22 protein-coding genes and 1 other annotated feature (1 of these 23 cut by a window edge) are annotated in these 19,183 nt (G+C 38.0%); of the genes, 21 read left to right on the forward strand and 1 reads right to left on the reverse strand.

Features of this window, described 5'->3' with window-relative positions; translation table 11 throughout:
• Window positions 1-37: 37 nt before the first annotated feature.
• The 13 genes from mraY to sigE all read left to right on the forward strand — a co-directional run bounded on the left by mraY (window position 38) and on the right by sigE (window position 13,211).
• Window positions 38-1,012 carry a phospho-N-acetylmuramoyl-pentapeptide-transferase gene (gene mraY / locus MF646_RS04465; RefSeq protein WP_250095333.1) on the forward strand — a complete coding sequence of 325 codons (975 nt, stop codon included), beginning with the start codon at window positions 38-40 and terminating at the stop codon, window positions 1,010-1,012.
• Complete coding sequence (murD, locus tag MF646_RS04470; protein ID WP_250095287.1) at window positions 1,012-2,379, forward strand: UDP-N-acetylmuramoyl-L-alanine--D-glutamate ligase; 1,368 nt, start codon at window positions 1,012-1,014, stop codon at window positions 2,377-2,379. The genes mraY and murD overlap by 1 nt, the downstream gene beginning before the upstream one ends.
• Before the next feature lie 140 nt (window positions 2,380-2,519).
• Window positions 2,520-3,617: a stage V sporulation protein E gene (gene spoVE, locus MF646_RS04475; RefSeq protein WP_250095288.1), complete on the forward strand. Its 1,098-nt coding sequence runs from the start codon at window positions 2,520-2,522 to the stop codon at window positions 3,615-3,617.
• Window positions 3,618-3,857: 240 nt separating this feature from the next.
• Entirely contained in the window at window positions 3,858-4,949 is a 1,092-nt protein-coding gene (murG, locus tag MF646_RS04480; protein WP_250095289.1) for an undecaprenyldiphospho-muramoylpentapeptide beta-N-acetylglucosaminyltransferase, read from the forward strand.
• 76 nt (window positions 4,950-5,025) lie between these two features.
• Window positions 5,026-5,943 carry a UDP-N-acetylmuramate dehydrogenase gene (gene murB / locus MF646_RS04485; protein WP_250095290.1) on the forward strand — a complete coding sequence of 306 codons (918 nt, stop codon included), beginning with the start codon at window positions 5,026-5,028 and terminating at the stop codon, window positions 5,941-5,943.
• Between the two features lie 191 nt (window positions 5,944-6,134).
• A complete protein-coding gene (locus MF646_RS04490; RefSeq protein WP_250095291.1) occupies window positions 6,135-6,914 on the forward strand; it encodes a cell division protein FtsQ/DivIB in 780 nt (259 codons plus the stop codon).
• Complete coding sequence (locus tag MF646_RS04495; RefSeq protein ID WP_250095292.1) at window positions 6,898-7,614, forward strand: DUF881 domain-containing protein; 717 nt, start codon at window positions 6,898-6,900, stop codon at window positions 7,612-7,614. Before MF646_RS04490 ends, MF646_RS04495 begins: the two co-directional genes overlap by 17 nt.
• Before the next feature lie 4 nt (window positions 7,615-7,618).
• The gene (locus MF646_RS04500; protein ID WP_250095293.1) at window positions 7,619-8,329 is read left to right on the forward strand and encodes a DUF881 domain-containing protein; all 711 of its coding nucleotides are present in this window, start codon (window positions 7,619-7,621) and stop codon (window positions 8,327-8,329) included.
• A gap of 3 nt (window positions 8,330-8,332) precedes the next feature.
• Entirely contained in the window at window positions 8,333-8,683 is a 351-nt protein-coding gene (locus MF646_RS04505) for a small basic family protein (RefSeq protein WP_250095294.1), read from the forward strand.
• 201 nt (window positions 8,684-8,884) lie between these two features.
• Window positions 8,885-10,165, forward strand: coding sequence for a cell division protein FtsA (gene ftsA, locus MF646_RS04510; RefSeq protein ID WP_250095295.1), 1,281 nt, complete (start codon window positions 8,885-8,887; stop codon window positions 10,163-10,165).
• Window positions 10,166-10,204: 39 nt separating this feature from the next.
• Window positions 10,205-11,341 carry a cell division protein FtsZ gene (gene ftsZ / locus MF646_RS04515; RefSeq protein ID WP_250095296.1) on the forward strand — a complete coding sequence of 379 codons (1,137 nt, stop codon included), beginning with the start codon at window positions 10,205-10,207 and terminating at the stop codon, window positions 11,339-11,341.
• Between the two features lie 211 nt (window positions 11,342-11,552).
• Complete coding sequence (gene spoIIGA / locus MF646_RS04520; RefSeq protein ID WP_250095297.1) at window positions 11,553-12,473, forward strand: sigma-E processing peptidase SpoIIGA; 921 nt, start codon at window positions 11,553-11,555, stop codon at window positions 12,471-12,473.
• Between the two features lie 24 nt (window positions 12,474-12,497).
• The gene (gene sigE / locus MF646_RS04525) at window positions 12,498-13,211 is read left to right on the forward strand and encodes an RNA polymerase sporulation sigma factor SigE (RefSeq protein WP_035662472.1); all 714 of its coding nucleotides are present in this window, start codon (window positions 12,498-12,500) and stop codon (window positions 13,209-13,211) included.
• Window positions 13,212-13,291: 80 nt separating this feature from the next.
• On the opposite strand, the gene MF646_RS04530 is transcribed toward sigE, so the two are convergent.
• On the reverse strand, window positions 13,292-13,672 hold the full coding sequence (locus tag MF646_RS04530; RefSeq protein WP_250095298.1) for a hypothetical protein: 381 nt from the start codon (window positions 13,670-13,672) through the stop codon (window positions 13,292-13,294).
• A gap of 188 nt (window positions 13,673-13,860) precedes the next feature.
• Between MF646_RS04530 and sigG the strand changes: the two genes are divergently transcribed.
• The 8 genes from sigG to MF646_RS04570 all read left to right on the forward strand — a co-directional run bounded on the left by sigG (window position 13,861) and on the right by MF646_RS04570 (window position 18,970).
• The gene (gene sigG / locus MF646_RS04535; RefSeq protein ID WP_034633586.1) at window positions 13,861-14,646 is read left to right on the forward strand and encodes an RNA polymerase sporulation sigma factor SigG; all 786 of its coding nucleotides are present in this window, start codon (window positions 13,861-13,863) and stop codon (window positions 14,644-14,646) included.
• A gap of 203 nt (window positions 14,647-14,849) precedes the next feature.
• Window positions 14,850-15,143: a YlmC/YmxH family sporulation protein gene (locus tag MF646_RS04540; RefSeq protein WP_250095299.1), complete on the forward strand. Its 294-nt coding sequence runs from the start codon at window positions 14,850-14,852 to the stop codon at window positions 15,141-15,143.
• Between the two features lie 121 nt (window positions 15,144-15,264).
• Window positions 15,265-16,092: a peptidoglycan editing factor PgeF gene (pgeF, locus tag MF646_RS04545; protein WP_250095300.1), complete on the forward strand. Its 828-nt coding sequence runs from the start codon at window positions 15,265-15,267 to the stop codon at window positions 16,090-16,092.
• Window positions 16,093-16,097: 5 nt separating this feature from the next.
• The gene (locus tag MF646_RS04550; RefSeq protein ID WP_250095301.1) at window positions 16,098-16,778 is read left to right on the forward strand and encodes a YggS family pyridoxal phosphate-dependent enzyme; all 681 of its coding nucleotides are present in this window, start codon (window positions 16,098-16,100) and stop codon (window positions 16,776-16,778) included.
• Between the two features lie 26 nt (window positions 16,779-16,804).
• Window positions 16,805-17,263: a cell division protein SepF gene (locus tag MF646_RS04555; RefSeq protein WP_250095302.1), complete on the forward strand. Its 459-nt coding sequence runs from the start codon at window positions 16,805-16,807 to the stop codon at window positions 17,261-17,263.
• A gap of 25 nt (window positions 17,264-17,288) precedes the next feature.
• The gene (locus MF646_RS04560; RefSeq protein WP_250095303.1) at window positions 17,289-17,546 is read left to right on the forward strand and encodes a YggT family protein; all 258 of its coding nucleotides are present in this window, start codon (window positions 17,289-17,291) and stop codon (window positions 17,544-17,546) included.
• 19 nt (window positions 17,547-17,565) lie between these two features.
• A complete protein-coding gene (locus MF646_RS04565) occupies window positions 17,566-18,342 on the forward strand; it encodes a YlmH family RNA-binding protein (RefSeq protein WP_250095334.1) in 777 nt (258 codons plus the stop codon).
• 139 nt (window positions 18,343-18,481) lie between these two features.
• Window positions 18,482-18,970 carry a DivIVA domain-containing protein gene (locus MF646_RS04570; RefSeq protein ID WP_250095304.1) on the forward strand — a complete coding sequence of 163 codons (489 nt, stop codon included), beginning with the start codon at window positions 18,482-18,484 and terminating at the stop codon, window positions 18,968-18,970.
• Window positions 18,971-19,065: 95 nt separating this feature from the next.
• Window positions 19,066-19,183: a binding site (T-box leader), on the forward strand; it runs 99 nt beyond the window's last position.

The raw sequence follows: 19,183 nt of genomic DNA on the forward strand, positions 1-19,183 counted from the left end.
AGGTTATTCGTTTTAAAGAAAGGAGGAATGATCAGTGATGTTAGAGCGTGTATTACTTCTTACCTTACTGGCTTCATTTCTAATTGCTGTCCTCCTATCCCCAATTTTTATTCCTTTTTTAAGAAGGCTTAAATTTGGGCAAAGTATTCGTGAGGAAGGTCCAAAGTCTCATCAAAAGAAAAGTGGTACACCTACAATGGGTGGAATTGTCATTGTCTTGACAGTTCTTGTAACCACAATTTTTATTTCAACTCGCTTTTTGTCTTTTAGTCAGGAAATTCTTTTATTATTACTAGTAACTGTTGGGTTTGGTGTAGTTGGGTTTTTAGATGATTTTATTAAGGTTGTCTTAAAGCGTAACCTTGGTTTAACATCAAAACAAAAATTAGCCGGTCAATTAGTTATCGCTATCCTTTTTTATTTTGGATTAATTCAAATGGATTTTTCAACGGAAATTCATGTACCGGCAACAAATTTTTCAATTGATCTTGGTTGGCTGTATTTACCTTTAGTGATTGTTATGTTGGTTGGTGCGTCAAATGCAGTAAACTTAACAGACGGATTAGATGGTTTACTTGCTGGAACAGGAGCGATAGCTTTTGGTGCATTTGCTGTACTTGCATGGCATACCGGCTATATAGATGTGTCAATCTTTAGTGCGGCGATAGTTGGATCTGTTTTGGGATTTCTCGTATACAATGCGCATCCTGCTAAAGTTTTTATGGGTGATACCGGTTCATTAGCGCTAGGTGGTGCAATTGCAGCCATTGCGATTATGACAAAAATGGAAATTTTGCTTATCTTAATTGGTGGGGTTTTTGTTATTGAGACACTTTCAGTTATTATTCAAGTAATCTCCTTTAAAACGAGAGGGAAGCGTATCTTTAAAATGAGTCCTCTACATCATCATTATGAGCTTTCAGGTTGGTCTGAATGGCGTGTCGTTGTAACGTTTTGGTTTGTTGGGATGGTATTCGCTGTGCTTGGAATCTATTTAGAGGTGTGGTTGTAATGAAATCAAATGATTTATTTAAAGGGAAGAAAGTATTGGTAGTAGGGCTAGCGAAAAGTGGAGAGGCTGCTGCTAGGCTTCTTCATAAAATGGGAGCTGCGGTTGTTGTCAATGATGCCAAACGATATGATGAGAATCAACAAGCTAAGGAGCTTGAGAGACTTGGAATTAAAGTGATTTGCGGGCATCATCCGCTATCACTTTTAGAGGAAAATCTTGACTTAGTTGTAAAAAATCCAGGAATACCCTACTCAAATCCGATCATCAAAGAGGCTATACATAGGGGGTTGTCTGTAGTTACTGAAATTGAGATTGCTTCATTAATCAGTGAAGCTGAAATCGTTGCAATAACAGGATCAAACGGCAAAACGACAACGACAACATTAATTCATGAAATGCTAAAAACAAGTGAGCGAGAGCCTCTAATTGCTGGAAATATTGGAACTGTCGCGTGCGAAGTGGCTGAAAAGGCAACGAGTAGTCAAGTTATTGTTTTGGAAGCTTCCTCATTCCAATTACTTGGAACGGAACAATTTAAGCCAAAAGTGAGTGTCTTCTTAAACTTATTTGATGCCCACCTTGACTACCATGGCACGAAAGATGAATATAGTTTAGCAAAGGCAAAAATTACGGCAAACCAATCAAAAGACGATTATCTTGTCTATAATATGGATGACCCGATTGTTAGTAAAATTGCAAATAAAAGTAATGCAACGCTTATTCCTTTTTCTGTAAAACAAAGGCTTTCAAAAGGTTTATGTATTCAACAAGATTCTATTTATTATAATGGTCAATCAATAATCTCATTAAATTCTATTGTATTACCTGGTGCACATAACCTTGAAAATATTTTAGCCGCCATTGGTGCTGCTCTAACAGTTGGAGCTCGGTTGCAGCAAGTTCGGCATGTATTACAAACATTTAGTGGGGTTGAACACCGTTTACAATTTGTTACAGAATATAAAGATAGAAGGTTTTACAACGATTCAAAAGCAACAAATATTTTGGCTTCTCAAAAAGCTTTAGAAGCTTTTGAACAACCAATCGTACTTTTAGCTGGTGGTCTAGACCGTGGAAATGACTTTGATGATTTAATTCCATCTTTAGGAAATGTCAAAGCGCTAATCACATTTGGCGAAACGAAAGACAAACTAGCAAAAACAGCAGAGGAAGCCGACGTAAAGACGATTGTATATGCTGATGGAATGCAGGAAGCTGTTTTGGCTGCCTTTGAAAAATCGGAGGCAGGAGACGTTATATTGCTTTCACCAGCGTGTGCGAGTTGGGATCAATATAAGACTTTTGAAGAAAGAGGAGAAAGGTTTGTTGAGGCAGTGAAAAGCCTTGAAACAACGTTACAATCATAAGAAAAAGGTCAACTCAAAGTTTGAGTCGGCCTTTTTTTCATTATAGCTGGACATGTTTTATGGAACTCATGCATACGTTTAAGTTGAGGGGTTGTACAGGGTCACAAAACTTAAATCGTGTTTAGATGAGGTGTTTAGGAATGCCAAAAACAAGATCAGCACCAGATTATGTCCTAATGTTTACAACAATTATACTTTTAACGATTGGACTAATAATGGTTTATAGTGCAAGTGCTGCGTGGGCAAGTTATAGGTTTGATGATTCGTTTTTCTTTGCAAAACGGCAACTCTTTTTTGCTGGAGTTGGAGTTATCGCTATGTTATTTGTCATGCGGGTTGATTACTGGACGTGGCGTACTTGGTCAAAGGTCATTATTATTACTTGTTTTATTTTGCTCGTCATAGTTCTTATCCCAGGAGTGGGGCTAGTCCGAGGTGGGGCGAGAAGTTGGTTGGGAGTGGGGGCTTTTTCTATTCAACCATCTGAATTTATGAAAATGGCAATGATCGCTTTTCTAGCAAAGTATTTATCGGAAAACCAGAAGAGAATTGTTTCGTTTAAACAAGGGCTCGTTCCTTCGCTATCACTTGTTATGGTCGCATTTGGTATGATTATGTTGCAACCAGATTTAGGGACAGGGGCGGTTATGGTAGGAACTTGCGTAATTATGATATTTGTTGCTGGTGCAAGACTTAGCCATTTTGCTTGGCTGGGTGTAGCTGGACTTGCTGGTTTTGTGGCTTTAATAGCCTCAGCACCATACCGTATTAAGAGGATCACTTCTTTTTTAGATCCTTGGTCCGATCCTTTAGGAAGTGGATTTCAAATTATTCAATCCCTTTATGCGATTGGTCCTGGAGGGCTAATGGGAATGGGTCTTGGCGAAAGTAGACAAAAATATTTTTATTTACCAGAACCGCAAACTGATTTTATCTTTGCAATATTAGCAGAAGAACTTGGCTTTATAGGTGGGTTCATTGTCTTATTTTTATTTGGTATATTACTATGGCGAGGGATACGAATCGCTTTAGGGGCACCAGATTTATTTGGAAGCTTCTTAGCTGTTGGGATTATCTCGATGGTCGCTATTCAAGTCATGATTAATGTAGGTGTTGTTACAGGGTTAATGCCTGTTACAGGTATTACGCTGCCTTTGCTTAGCTATGGGGGTTCGTCATTAACGCTCATGCTCGTATCAATTGGGGTATTACTAAATATAAGTCGGTATGTAAGATAGCTAGTTAACTCAAATAGTTGTGACTCTAGACTAGAAGAGGGTCACAACTACATAGAGTTAGCTTTTTTACCATGAACAGAAAATTACGATTTGAAATCAAAACATTACATAAGTTAAATATTCGTGGGAAAGTATGAAAGATAGCGGAAGGCTGAAAAAACTAACAGGTTTCGTGTATAATACAAGTTCTGTTCATGATAAAATGGTATTATTAATGTATTTTTGGGAGGAAGCTAGCTAATGAGAGTAGTTGTAAGTGGTGGAGGTACAGGAGGGCATATTTATCCTGCCTTATCTTTAATTAAAGAGATTAAAAAAAATCATAAAAATGCAGAGATCCTTTACATTGGAACGGCAAAGGGATTAGAAGCCGATATTGTACCTAGAGAGGGAATTCCATTTGAAACGATACATATTACGGGTTTTAAGCGTAAACTCTCATTTGAAAACTTTAAAACGGTCACTCGTTTTTTGACAGGTGCAAGACGTGCTAAGCAACTAATAAATAAATTTAAACCAGATGTTGTCATTGGGACAGGTGGGTATGTTTGTGGACCTGTTGTATTTGCTGCAGCAAAGTTAAAGGTACCTACAGTTATCCATGAACAAAATAGCGTACCAGGCTTAACGAATAAATTCTTGAGCAAGTATGTTGATCGTGTTGCTATTTGTTTTGAAGAAGCGAAGCAGTTTTTTCCTAAAGAGAAGGTAGTGTTCACGGGTAATCCAAGAGCATCAGATGTATTGGATATTAATCCTGAAGCTGGAAGAGAATCTTTAAATCTTAATCCTAACAAAAAAACGGTGTTGATAGTAGGGGGGAGCAGGGGAGCTCGACCTATTAACGATGCTTTTCTATCTGTTATAGATGAATGGTCAAAAAAAGATTATCAAGTCGTGTATGTAACAGGAGCAGTTCATTATGACGCGGTAATGGAAAAGGTTAAAGGGTCTAACCACTCAGATAATGTGATTATAAAACCATTTATTCATAATATGCCCGATGTATTAGGGGCTATTGATTTGATTGTTGCTAGAGCTGGTGCGACGACGCTTGCAGAAATTACTGCACTTGGGTTACCAAGCATCTTAATACCAAGTCCGTACGTAACAAATAATCATCAAGAAAAAAATGCTAATGCATTAAAAACTAGTGGTGCTGCCATTGTCGTAAAAGAACAAGATATGAATGGAGAAAGATTACAAAAAGATATTGATAATGTGTTAACTGATACTAAGAAATGGAATGAAATGCATTTAGCTGCAAAAAAACTTGGCGTACCATTAGCTGCAAATAATGTTTATCAACTACTAAAGGAAACGGCACGATAAATAGGTAAGTGCATAAGTTGAAAATAGGTATGTAAGAAATTTTAACTTCTTGTAGCATGAAAAGAGGGAACATAATATGAAGCAATTTATAGAAGCAATTCAAAAAGAGAATATTGGAGTTGTAAAGGAAAGAGAACCTCTTTCAAATCATACAACTTGGAAGATCGGTGGTCCGGCTGATGTGTTGGTTGAACCTGATAGCCTTGAAAGTTTAAAACGCCTAATGGAATTAATTACTATTTATAAAGTTCCCTGGAGAGTTATTGGAAGGGGGTCGAACTTATTAGTGGCTGATGGTGGGATTGAAGGTGTTGTCATAAAGCTCGGAAAAGGAATGGATAATCTTGAAATTGATGGTGAAACAATTAAAGTAGGAGGTGGTTATCCTCTTATTAAGCTTGCTACAATTATAAGTCGTGAAGGGCTCTCGGGCCTAGAGTTTGCTGGTGGCATACCAGGATCTATCGGTGGTGCCGTGTTTATGAATGCAGGAGCACACGGGTCCGATATTTCAAACATCTTAAAAGAAGCTCTCATTCTTTTTCCCGATGGAAGACTAGAGTGGGTAAAAGGAAAAGACATGGGTTTTTCTTATAGGACGTCTCGTCTTCAACATGAAAGCGGGATATGTGTTGAGGCTGTTTTCCAATTAGAAAAAGGAGAAAAAGAGGAGATAGTTAAACACATGCAAGCAAACAAGGATTATCGCCGTGAATCCCAACCTTGGAAACATCCTACTTGTGGAAGTGTCTTTCGAAATCCGCTCCCTAATTATGCCGGACAATTAATAGAAGAATCTGGCTTAAAAGGGTTTCAAATTGGTGGTGCTCAAATTTCTACTATGCATGCAAATTTTATAGTGAATATTGATGGTGCAAAAGCAGAAGATGTTATTAATCTAATTAACCATGTTAAAGAGACGATAAAATCAAAGCATAATATTGAAATTGAAACGGAAGTAGAAATGATTGGACGCCCAAAAGAAAACGAGTAAATTAGATTATTTTCATTAGTAAATATGTTACAATTAAACAAATAAGAGGATTAATTGTCACTACTCCTTTCACAATCCTATAAGGGAAGTGAAAGGGGCCTTTTCTAGGGGAGTACTAGGGATAAGGCAAGGAATAAAAAGAGAAAAAAGATTTAGTTTATGATCGTCGACATATGGGCGGAGGAGAAGGTATGAGCAAGGAAAAGGTAGTTACTATTAATGAACGAATTCCATCGCTGAAAGAGCAGCGGAAGCAACGTGCTAATCGACGTTTGCTGTTTTTTTTATCTTTCTTTTTCTTACTCTTATTGCTAATGGTCTATTTTCAATCGCCGCTAAGTCATGTTAGAAATATCGTTGTTGAAGGAAATCACTTTGTTTCAGATGAGGAACTGACAAAGCTCAGTCAGATAACAACAGGGACAAGCATATGGAACCTTGAAAGTGAAGCAGTTATTGAACGAATGACCCAACATGTTGTCATTCGTGATGTACAGATTGAGAGAAAGCTGCCAGGTACAGTGAAGATTACTGTTGAAGAATATTCTAGAATTGGTTATCTTTTCCAAGAAGATAAATACTTTCCTATTCTAGAGACGGGACAATATTTAGATGAATTGCCTCGGCAAGAATTTCCATCTGATGCCCCATTGCTACTCGAATTCTCTCAAGGGGAGCAATTAGCGGAGCTTTCTGCAGAACTGCAAAAAGTCCCCAGTCAATTAATTGAGAGAATATCGGAAATTGTATATAAACCAACAGACAACGATCCCCTTTCTATCGTATTATTTATGACTGATGGCATTGAGGTGCATACGTCCATTCGAAATCTTTCGGAGTATTTAGCTCCTTATCCTTCAATCGTTAAGGAAATTGATCGAGAAAAACAAGGGATTCTTCACTTAAGAATGAGTCCTTATTTTGAGGAATTTATTACGGAGGAGGAGACAGATAGTGAAGGTGAAGGGTAAACATATTATTCTATCCTTCGTCTTGCTTGTAACTGGATTTATCTTAGCATTAAGTTATGAGATAACGAGCGAAAGGAGTTCGACACTTTTACCAGGTTTCGAAAGACAATGGGAAATTGAAGATGAACTTAGAAACCAAGTAATTATGGAACAAACGACAAATCGCAAGTTGCAAGAGGATTTACGATTATATCAGGCTGAAATCAGAGAGCTTGAAAACAATCTTGCTTCATTGGACGAAGAACAAGAAGTAAAAGCAAAGAATTTACTTGAAGATATAGAAAGGCTGCGAAAACTAGTCGGTCAAGTACCAGTACAAGGGCCGGGTATTGAAATAGCACTTGAAGATTCTGATTATCTACCTGATGGCGCGAATCCAAATGATTATATTGTCCACGAGTTTCATATTCAACGAGTTGTTCATGAGCTTTTTGTTGCAGGAGCAGAGGCGGTGGCTATAAATGGATTTAGGTTATCGCATCAGTCCTATATTCAATGTACGGGGCCGGTCATTCGAGTGGATGGCAATACGTCGTCAGCTCCTTTTGTGATCACTGCTATTGGCGATTCTGATCATCTTGAGTCAGCTTTAACATTGCCAGGTGGAGTCCAACAGCAGCTTGTAAATGACGAGGTTACAGTAAGAATTCAAAAGAAAAACACCCTCACACTAGAACCGTATTTGTCTGAAAGAGGGTGAAAAGATGAATAATATAAAGTGGATTTTTACTATAGTAACCTTTATCATCGGATTAATGTTGGCAATTCAATTTCAAACAACGCAAGAGCCCGTTATTCGAGATACAAGAGATATTCGTGAACTCAGGAGAGAATTACTAACAGAACAAGAGCGAAGGCAGCAGCTAAATAGTGAAATTGATAAGGCACAAGCCCTTTTGTTACAGTATGAAAGATCTATGGATAACAGAGAAGAAGATGTCACAGAAGTTCTTTCTCAGCAGATTGAAGATCTGAGAATGGAAGCGGGACTTGAGGAAACACGTGGCGAGGGGATTATTATTACAATTGATTCGCTTTATAACGATCAATTTGTTGGACAAGCAAAGCGATCTCCTCCTTCTGAGGTACTGCGTTATCTCGTAAATGAATTAAACATTTATGGAGCGGAAGAGATTGCAGTCGGGACAGAGCGAATTATTGCTACTTCTGCTTTTAGAGATGTGAATGAAATAACCTATTTAAATAACCGCCGATTACCACCTCTTCCATTGCAGGTGAAAGTTCTTTCAGATAAGTCGGAGAGTCTTCACAATCATATGGTCGTATCAGCTTCGATTGAATACTTGGAGATCAGAGGGTTTTCTTTAACGATCGAGAAAGCCGAAGAAGTGGAAATACCAGCATATGATCAGACAAGACGAGTTCGCTATATGGAAGAAGTAAAGGAGGGGTAATCGATGTGGTTACCGATAGTTGGATTAATTATTGGGGTTTTATTAGGATTAATGACTGAATTTCGTGTGCCGGCTGAGTATTCAAGCTATTTGTCCATAGCATTATTGGCAGCTTTAGATACATTGTTTGGTGGAATTCGGGCTTTTTTACAAAATACTTTTGATTCAAATGTATTTTTATCAGGTTTTTTCTTTAATATTCTTTTAGCTGCAGGTTTAGCTTTTCTAGGTGTTCATCTTGGTGTAGACTTATACCTAGCAGCGATCTTTGCTTTTGGTGTTCGTCTATTTAATAATATTGCAGTGATACGTCGGATGCTGCTTTCAAAATGGCAGGCAAATCACCAAAAATAACGAAGATAATAGGAAACTTATGAAAATACGTGAAAAAACAGAAAAAAATTAGAAAAACGGCGTTTAATAAAAGGATAATAGTATCGAGTGTTGAATTAGTCTATAATCTATGAATATATGTTAAAATCGCTAATTCTAAAAAGGTATACTTATTGTTAAACTTAAATTGACGCGGTTGATTACACGAGGAGGTGCCATAGATTGAACAGCAACGAGATATACGTAAGTTTAGACATCGGTACATCCAATGTCAGAGTGATCATTGGTGAAATGTCAAATGGAACGATGAATATTATTGGAGTTGGCAAAGCAAACTCTGAAGGGATAAAAAAAGGCTCAATTGTTGATATTGATGAAACAGTTCAATCTATACGCAGAGCAGTAGACCAAGCTGAGCGAATGGTCGGACTTTCAATCAAACAAGTGGTAGTTGGGGTTAATGGCAATCATATTCAATTACAACCATGTCATGGAGTAGTAGCTGTATCTAGTCCGGATAGAGAAATTGGTGATGAAGATATCACTCGTGTGATAGATGCATCTCAAGTACTCTCAATCCCGCCTGAACGTGAGATTATTGATGTCATACCTAAGCAGTTTATTGTAGATGGTCTCGATGAAATTAATGATCCACGTGGTATGATAGGTGTTAGGCTTGAAATGGAAGGTATGATTATTACAGGATCGAAAACGGTTTTACATAATCTGCTTCGCTGTGTTGAACGCGCAGGTCTACAAGTTGCTGAAGTATGTTTACAACCTTTGGCTACAAGTTCTGTTGCTATTTCCAAAGATGAAAAAAGTTTGGGAGTTTGTTTAATTGATATTGGTGGTGGCTCTATTACTATCTCTATTTTTGAACAAGGTACATTGCAAAATACAACCGTACTTCCAATTGGTGGAGATCATATTACAAACGATATAGCCGTTGGTCTTCGCATTTCGTCAGAAGAAGCTGAACGAATTAAAACAAAACATGGACATGCCTATATCGATGATGCTTCAAAGGAAGAGCGCTTTGATATTACAACGATTGGTCGTTCAGATTCTGAAGAGTTTTCGCAATTTGAACTTGCACATATTATTGAGCCGAGAGTTGAAGAAATGTTTGAATTAATCTTCCGTGAATTGACTCGTTTAGGTTATCGTGATTTTCCAAGCGGTTACGTATTAACTGGCGGTACAGTTATGATACCTGGTGTATTAGAGTTAGCAAGTGAACTTTTACAAGCTAATGTTCGTGTGGCTGTCCCAGATTATTTAGGGGTGCGTGAACCTCAATATACAACAGGTGTTGGTCTCATCCAATTTGCATATAAAAATGCAAAGGTTCAAGGAAAAGAAGTAGCTGCTTCTGTGATGGAAGCTGAAGCATATGACGAACCGAAACGAGAACGTAATGAAGCGCAAGCAGCACCAAAGAAAGAAAAGACAAAGTCAAAAGGTAAAATGAAGAACTGGTTTAAAGTTTTTTTTGAATAGATAAATGAACGGGATACAGTCTGATTAGGGGGACCTTACATGTTAGAGTTTGAAATGGATATGGATCAATTAGCACAAATTAAAGTTATAGGTGTTGGCGGCGGCGGTAGCAATGCCGTTAACCGTATGATAGAGAATGGATTACAAGGTGTCGAATTTATTGCTGTGAATACTGATGCACAAGCATTACACCTATCAAAAGCAGAAGCAAAGCTGCAGCTTGGCGGGAAGCTCACGCGTGGTTTAGGTGCTGGAGCTAATCCAGATATCGGAAAAAAAGCAGCAGAAGAAAGTCGAGAGCAGCTTGAAGAAGTACTACAAGGAGCCGATATGGTATTCATCACTGCTGGAATGGGTGGTGGAACAGGTACAGGAGCAGCACCAGTTATCGCTGAAGTTGCTAAAGAATTAGGAGCACTTACAGTTGGAGTTGTCACTAGACCGTTTACATTTGAAGGTCGCAAGCGCTCAAATCATGCAGCATCTGGTATACAAGCTCTTAAAGAAAAAGTTGATACATTAATTGTAATACCGAATGATCGATTATTAGAAATTGTTGATAAAAACACACCGATGCTTGAAGCATTTAGAGAAGCAGATAATGTTTTACGTCAAGGTGTACAAGGTATTTCGGATCTGATCGCTGTACCGGGTCTAATCAACTTAGACTTCGCTGATGTGAAAACGATTATGAGTGAGAAAGGTTCAGCTTTAATGGGAATTGGAATTGCTACTGGTGAAAATCGTGCAAGTGAAGCAGCGAAAAAAGCAATATCAAGTCCATTACTTGAAACATCAGTTGATGGTGCACAAGGTGTACTAATGAACATTACTGGTGGTTCGAACCTATCATTGTATGAAGTTCATGAAGCTGCAGAAATAGTCTCAGCTGCTTCTGATCAAGAAGTAAACATGATTTTTGGTTCTGTAATTAATGAAAACTTAAAAGATGAAATTGTTGTAACAGTTATCGCAACAGGTTTTGACGATGTTGAGAACAATGGACAACCTCGTCCGATGTCACCAAAAATGTCAAAAGGACAAACCAACCAAGCACCTGTACAAGAGGAGCAAAAAGAGTCACGGTTTGCACAGCAAAGTCAAGCCCCACAAGAACCAACAGAAACGTTGGATATTCCAACATTCTTGCGTAATCGTAGAAACAGAAATAGATAATCAGAACCTAAAGCATCTGCTCTATGCACAGAGCAGATGCTTTTTTTGCATGAAAATTGCCGTAAATCAATCAATTATTTCCTCAACTTAAAAGATGACAATAATACAAAAAATCTCCTAAAATAACTCCCTTGTGCTTGTCATGAAGCGACAGACTTCTTAATAGAATGTGTAATATACTTGTTTCAAATCAATGGATGTGAGGATGAATATGACCTTATATATTGATGTGATTTGGCTACTGAATCTTTGTATTGACTATTTATTAATTGCTTTAACGGCATTAGTGTTAAAGCGACAGTTCCATCACATTCGAATGATCCTAGCAGCACTATTCGCATCTCTAATTGTTTTTTTGATGTTCAGTCCGATTGCATCATTATTTAACGAGCCTTGGATGAAGTTTCTTTATTCGGCAGTTATTGTATTCATTGCATTTGGATATAGGAGGTTGCAATACTTTTTGCAGGGTTTGCTAATGTTTTATTTTGTTGCATTTATGACAGGAGGAGGGTTATTTGCCTTACACTATTTCTGGCATACCGAAATTGATGTTTTAGATGGAATGGTTCAAGTGAATTCCGGTTATTTTGGTAGTGGAATAAGCTGGTTATTTGTTCTTATTGGGTTTCCGTTAATTTGGTATTTTTCAAAGCATCGTTTTGAGACGATTGAAATGAAGCGTGTCCAATATGATCAAATTGTAGATGTAGACATAACGATAGCTGGCTACACGTTTAGAACAAAAGGACTTATTGATAGTGGAAACCAATTGACTGACCCGTTAACAAAGAAACCAGTGATGATTATTGAGGCCAAACTGTTGTACCCCTTCTTTTCGGAACAATCAGTCAATCATATCGTACACTTTCACGAACATGCACATGAGGGAGGAGAGCAGAGTTTACTAGAACGTGCTTGTATTATTCCGTACAGAGTAATTGGTCAATCGCAGCCTTTTATAACGGGACTGAGACCAGATAAGATTAAGATTTTTCTTCAAGAAGAACAGTTTGAAACAACTAATGTATTGCTAGGATTACAAGAAAAGGAGTTATCTCCTGATGGGGTATTTAATTGTATCGTTCATCCAAAGTTAGTACTCGGTGTTTCCACTGATAAGCTAGCATAATCAAGTAATTAGGAGGCACACAACATGCTAAAGCTAAAACTAACCTTATTGTGGTACAAATTAATGTATCGCCTTGGAATGAAAGCTGATGAAATTTATTACATAGGTGGAAGTGAAGCCTTACCACCACCTCTTTCAAAAGAAGAAGAAGCAGTCCTTTTGAAAAAACTACCTTCTGGTGACAAGGCTGTACGCTCAATGCTCATTGAACGCAATCTACGTTTAGTCGTGTATATTGCTCGGAAGTTTGAGAACACGGGAATTAATATTGAAGACTTAATCAGTATCGGAACAATTGGATTAATTAAAGCTGTAAATACCTTTAATCCAGAAAAGAAAATTAAACTAGCAACATATGCATCAAGATGTATTGAGAATGAAATCTTAATGTATTTACGTAGAAACAATAAAACACGCTCTGAAGTATCTTTTGATGAACCGTTAAACATTGATTGGGATGGTAATGAACTTCTGCTTTCAGATGTATTAGGTACAGAGGAGGACATTATCACAAGGGGAATTGAAGAAAAAGTAGATAGAAGACTTTTGGTCAAAGCTTTGCATACGTTAAATGACCGTGAAAAACAAATTATGGAACTAAGGTTCGGACTAGCTGGTGATGAAGAAAAAACACAAAAAGACGTAGCCGACATGCTAGGAATTTCGCAATCCTACATTTCCCGATTAGAAAAAAGAATAATTAAAAGACTACAGAAAGAATTTAATAAGATGGTATAGAGTTTATCAAAACAGGGCGGTTTTCCCTGTTTTGATAAACTCGAAGCGATGAGAGTAGCCGTTGCGATGTGTTAAGCCTTTTAGGAGTGGGCTTCTCCTAAAAGGCGTGCAACGAGCGGAGCCATCGCAGACATGTTCGCACTGGTAAAAAGAAAAAAGGCGGTTTTCCCTGTTTTGATAAACTCGAAGCGATGAGAGTAGCCGTTGCGATGTGTTAAGCCTTTTAGGAGTGGGCTTCTCCTAAAAGGCGTGCAACGAGCGGAGCCATCGCAAACATGTTCGCACTGGTAAAAAGAAACAGGGCGGTTTTCCCTGTTTTGATAAACTCGAAGCGATGAGAGTAAGCCGCCGTTGTGCTTTAAGCCTAAAGGAGCGGTTTTCTCCTTTAGGCGCACGGCGAGAGGAGCCATCGCAGCAGAGCAACCATCCCTAATCACTACAACTTTAATAAATTTCCCCATTCCAATCCCACCTAATTTTCCAACTTTTATGTACAAATCAGCAAAAAATAAATTTTTGTTTATTTTTTGTTGTCATGACGTGCACGAGCGATGTCAAATGTTTTTATTCGACATCACTCGTGCATATTTTTTCCTTCTGAGGAGATACTTTTCTTAGACATCATCTCCCGCGTATAGGAGGGAAAGAATTGACACGAAATAAAGTTGAGATTTGCGGTGTAGATACCTCGAAGTTACCTGTTCTAAAGAACACTGAAATGCGAGAGTTATTTCAGCGATTGCAAAATGGTGAGACCAGTGCACGTGAAACATTAGTTAATGGAAATTTGCGTTTAGTACTAAGTGTGATCCAACGTTTTAACAATCGCGGAGAATACGTTGACGACCTTTTTCAAGTAGGTTGTATTGGTTTAATGAAATCAATTGATAATTTTGATTTAAGCCAAAACGTTAAGTTCTCTACATACGCGGTTCCTATGATCATAGGTGAAATTCGTCGCTACCTGCGTGATAACAATCCGATCCGTGTCTCTCGATCTTTGCGAGATATCGCCTATAAAGCGCTACAGGTTCGTGATCAAATCATGTCAGAAAAGAAGCGTGAAAAAGAGCCAACTGTCCAAGAAATTGCTAAGGTATTAGATGTACCGAAAGAGGATGTTGTTTTTGCGTTAGATGCGATTCAAGATCCAGTTTCTTTGTTTGAACCAATTTATAATGATGGTGGAGATCCGATTTTCGTCATGGATCAAATCTCTGACGAACGGAACAAAGATGTCAATTGGGTAGAAGAAATTGCTTTAAAAGAAGCAATGGTTAGATTGAACGATCGAGAAAAGATGATTTTGAATATGCGCTTTTTCCAAGGGAAAACCCAAATGGAAGTAGCAGATGAAATTGGAATCTCTCAAGCGCAGGTTTCACGCTTAGAAAAAGCTGCCATTCAACAAATGAATAAACACGCTCAAATTTAACAACCAAAGGATGACTCCTTCCTTTCCCATTACTATTATTGTTTCCGATCTAGTAGGACAAGCCTTCAAGAACGGAATATATGATAAATGGGGAAGAGGGACCATCCTTTTTTTACGTTGGTTGCGTATTTGGAATTGTTCATAAACCATATATAACCCCGCATATAGTAGAAGACAGACTACTATGAAAAGAGGTGCCGCACATGATGAAAATATCAGAGCTACAAGTAAAAGATATTGTTAATATGGATAATGGAAAACGCTTAGGTCATTTATCAGATTTAGAAATAAATCTTTCTACAGGTGCAATAGAGGCTTTGGTGATTAATAGTTCTGGTAAGATGATGGGTTTGTTTGGAAAGGAAACAGAAGAAATTGTAATACCTTGGAAAAATATTATCCGAATTGGTTCCGATGTTATCTTAGTTGAAGTACCTAGTACTTATGGGAGGCCTACACATAATCGTGAGCATCCTTCGACAATGAGAAAGCGTTGATTGAAGAAGAAAGTCGTTTCTTGTATGTGTATTCATATGCTAAAATATAACTATGATAATTTTTCCTTTTTTAAGGGAAGGCTGTGCCTCCCCTTAAAAATTGGGGAGAGGAGAGATTGCAATGGAACCGTTTGTTCAGAGTAGTGAAAGATTTGTAACCATTGAACGTTGGCAACAAGCTTTTCTTCACCTCATTGTTGGCTTTTCTACAAGAAATGGAGGAGAGAGTCAATCTCCATTTTCAAGTTTGAATTTAGGGTTTCATGTTGGTGACGATCCTCTAACAGTAAAACACAACCGTCACCTCTTAGCAGAGGACTTGGGTATCCCCGTTTCTCGGTGGGTGGGTACTGAGCAGGTACATGAAGCAACTGTAAAAAAAATTACAGAAGGCGATGTTGGTCGCGGGAGTGAAAGTCTGGAATCAGCCATTCAGATGACGGATGGAATTTATACATGCGAGAAGAACGTTTTGTTGACAAGTTTATATGCTGATTGTGTTCCACTATACTTTTTTTCACCTAATTATGAGATAGTAGGTCTTGCTCATGCTGGGTGGCGCGGTACCGTTCAAAATATTGCGTCAGTGATGATTGAAAAATGGCACATTGATGAAGGGATTCCAGTTAACGATATACAGGTTGCCATCGGTCCTTGTATAAGTAAAACTGCTTATGAGGTTGATCAAAAAGTAATAACAGAAGTGGAGAAGGTATGGCCAAAGGATTTACAGTTTAAACCTTATACAACTTTAGAGAACAACAAATATCTTCTTGATTTAAGAGAAGTAAATAAGCAATTAATGATACAAGCTGGAATTAAACAAAATCAAATCCTTTTATCTTCCATTTGTACAGCTTCAGATAAAAGAATGTTCTCACATCGTGCAGATGGTGGGAAAACAGGTAGATTAATGAGCTATATCGGAATAAGAGTGGATGGTGATTGATCACGATGTCTGTAAAAGAAAGGTTAAGTAACTTGCAAGAACAGATCAACGATGTATGTAATCGCTGCGATCGAGATATTTCTTCGGTTCAAATTGTAGCTGTTACGAAGTACGTAAGTATAGAAACGACAGCCAAAGCGCTGGATGCAGGATTGATACATATCGGTGAAAACCGAACAGAAGGTGCTTCCCGAAAATGGGAAGAACTTGGAGATCGAGGAGTTTGGCATTTTATTGGCTCATTACAAACTAGGAAAGTAAAACAAATCATTGGGAAATATGAATATCTCCATTCTTTAGATCGTCTTTCTCTTGCTAAGGAAGTCGACAAGAGGTTAGAAGATGGACAAGTCATGAAATGTTTTGTGCAAGTTAATGTATCTGGCGAAGAATCGAAATCAGGACTATCACCAGAGGAAGTCATACCATTTATCAAAGATTTAGAGCCATATAAGCATATTAAAGTAGTGGGTCTAATGACGATGGCACCTTTTTATGATGATCCAGAATTAACAAGACCTATTTTTAGAAAACTGAGAAACATCCGTGATGAAGTACAATCATTGGAGCTTGACCATGCTCCGTGTAAGGAGCTGTCAATGGGGATGTCTAATGATTTTACCGTTGCCATTGAAGAAGGAGCGACGTTCATTCGAATCGGTTCAGCACTTGTCGGCAAAGAGTAAATTATGGAGAGGAGAATTAATTAAAAATGGGGATGAAATCAAAATTTAAGCGTTTTTTTGAATTAGAGGATGAATATGAAGAAGTTGAGGAGTTCGTAGATGAACGTTACAGTGATGAAGAAAGTGAACCGAAACGTCGAACCCGGAGTCAACAAAACAAGCAACCCACAGGAGTAGCTAACCCCCAAAATGTCGTTAGTTTACAAAGCGTTCAAAAGGGAGCGAAAATGATCCTTCTTGAGCCGCGTACGTATGATGAAGCGCAAGAAATTGCAGATCATCTGAAAAATCGCAAAGCTGTGATCATTAACTTACAGCGAATTTCACATGATCAGGCAAAACGAGTAGTCGATTTTTTAAGTGGAACAGTGTATGCTATTGGGGGGGACATTCAAAAGGTAGGCTCAAATATCTTTTTATGTACACCTGATAACGTTGATGTTTCAGGAACAATTACAGAAATGATGCAGGAGCATTTTGAATAGTTGTAGATAGAAGGTGGTGAATGTTTTGCAAACAATTGGATTATTACTTTATCAAGCATTATATATTTATTCTTTCTTTATTATTGGCTATATTCTTATGTCATGGTTCCCGAACGCTCGTGAGTCCTCGCTCGGTCAGTTTGTTGGGCGTATTGTTGAGCCGTATTTAGAACCATTTAGAAAGTTTGTTCCGCCACTAGGGATGATTGACTTATCCCCGATCGTAGCGATTATTGTCCTTCGTTTAGCGAGTGGTGGTGTTCGTGCCCTTTTCGGTATTTAACAGTTAGGAGTGAACAGCCATTAGTATTTATCAGCACTTTCGTGAGGAGGAGCGTCCTTTCGTAGATCAAGTATTGGAATGGCAGGAAGACGTAAAGTTTAAACATTTTGATCGATTAACGGACTTTCTTGATCCAAGACAGCAAGAAATTGTCCGGACTATAATAGGACATGATGAAGATGTGAGCCTCTCCTTTTCGGGAGGCTCTCGTTATGCAGAGCGATGTCGGCTGCGTTTGACTCCTCCATATTTGGAAACATTGGAAGAGGACTTTCAGCTTACGCTTTTTTCGATTGATTATCCAACTAAATTTGTTACAATAGAACACCGCGATATTTTAGGGGCTTTTATGAATGTTGGGATTAAGCGCGAAAAATTTGGTGATATTCTTATAAATGAAGATGGAATTTCTCAAATAATTGTAGCAACAGAGATCTCAGAGTATGTTGAGATGAATATTCAAAAAGTAGGAAAAGCAACGGTACGGTTGAATCGAATTCCACTAACTGAGCACATTATACCTAAGAATGAATGGACAGAAGAAGTAACAACTGCTTCTTCTATGAGACTTGATGTTATTTTAGCAAAGATGTACAAGCTATCACGATCTAAAGTGACTCCGTTTATAGAAAAAGGTTTGGTGAAAGTTAATTGGAAAGTAGTGGATCGTGTTGATTTTACATTAGAAGTGGGCGACTACATATCTGTCCGAGGGTTTGGAAGATCAAAAGTAATCGGAATTGATGGTATGACGAAGAAAGAAAAATACCGATTACGCTATGGTCGAAAGCAATAAGAAATTTATCTGAAAAAAATGCAGGAATTTTGACCTTTGTGTCGAATGAATGTAGATAAAGACCGAACAGGAAAATGCACTCATTTTTTATAAGGTTCATTTTTACTAAATTATTGTTAACAACATGGAGGTGGCTGACATGCCTTTAACCCCTTTGGACATCCATAATAAAGAATTTACTAGAGGGTTTCGCGGATATGATGAAGATGAAGTAAATGAATTTTTAGATCAAGTAATTAAAGACTACGAGGCGGTTCTTCGTGAAAAGAAGGAACTATTTGAACGAGTTACAGATCTTGATGAGAAATTGGACCATTTTAAAAATATTGAAGAAACGCTTAATAAATCAATTTTAGTAGCCCAGGAAGCAGCAGAAGAAGTTAGGCGAAGTGCTCAAAAAGAGGCGCAACTTATTGTAAAAGAGGCAGAAAAGAATGCCGATCGAATTATAAATGACTCTCTTGCTAAGTCAAGAAAAGTGATGATGGACATGGAGGAATTAAAAAAACAAGCATCGGTTTACAAGATGAGATTTAAAATGCTAATTGAAGCTCAACTTGAAATGCTACAGTCTGACGATTGGAACGAGGTTACAGAAAAAGAAGAACTGTATGCAGAGCGTACGTAATTCTAGTTGAAGAGACCGCATACACGGCTTTTCTTACTAGAACCTTGCACTTATCAAAAGGCTATCATATAATGGTAATCATTAAATGAATGTTGAAAAAGACAATGAAAGGGACGAGTACATTGTGTTAGACGTGCTTAGCGATTCAGGGATGGTGGGAGCCTGAACACGTTCACATTGGAAAATCACCCTTGAGTTTTGCACTGAAATGTA

This window comes from Halalkalibacter alkaliphilus, from assembly GCF_023555415.1.
Lineage (GTDB): Bacteria > Bacillota > Bacilli > Bacillales > Bacillaceae_D > Halalkalibacter > Halalkalibacter alkaliphilus.